Source organism: Hydrogenovibrio sp. 3SP14C1, assembly GCF_029625905.1.
GTDB lineage: Bacteria > Pseudomonadota > Gammaproteobacteria > Thiomicrospirales > Thiomicrospiraceae > Hydrogenovibrio.
Map to the genome: position 1 here is coordinate 1 of NZ_JARTLM010000326.1, position 236 is coordinate 236.

At 69.9% G+C, this 236-nt stretch carries 1 protein-coding gene; it reads right to left on the reverse strand.

All coding sequences use genetic code 11. The annotated features are described in order from the left end of the window. The coding region (locus P8629_RS12715; protein WP_278166446.1) for an autotransporter-associated beta strand repeat-containing protein at positions 1-236 on the reverse strand (236 nt) is incomplete at both ends.

The window sequence follows — 236 nt, forward strand, 5'->3', positions numbered from 1 at the left end:
GTGGCCCCGCCGACTGCGATCGAGTTGGCACCGAGGTTCACCGTACCGTTGCCGACCAGGGTGCCGAACACCTGCGTGCCGCTGCCGGCAGACAGATCCAGGGTGGCGCCGGTGGCGAGGTTCACGGTACCGCTCGCCGCCAGGCTGGCACCGGCACCCAGCGCCAGCGTGCCGGCGTTGATGTTGGTGCCACCGGTGTAGGTGTTGATCCCGTTCAAGGTCAGCGTCGCGCCGCC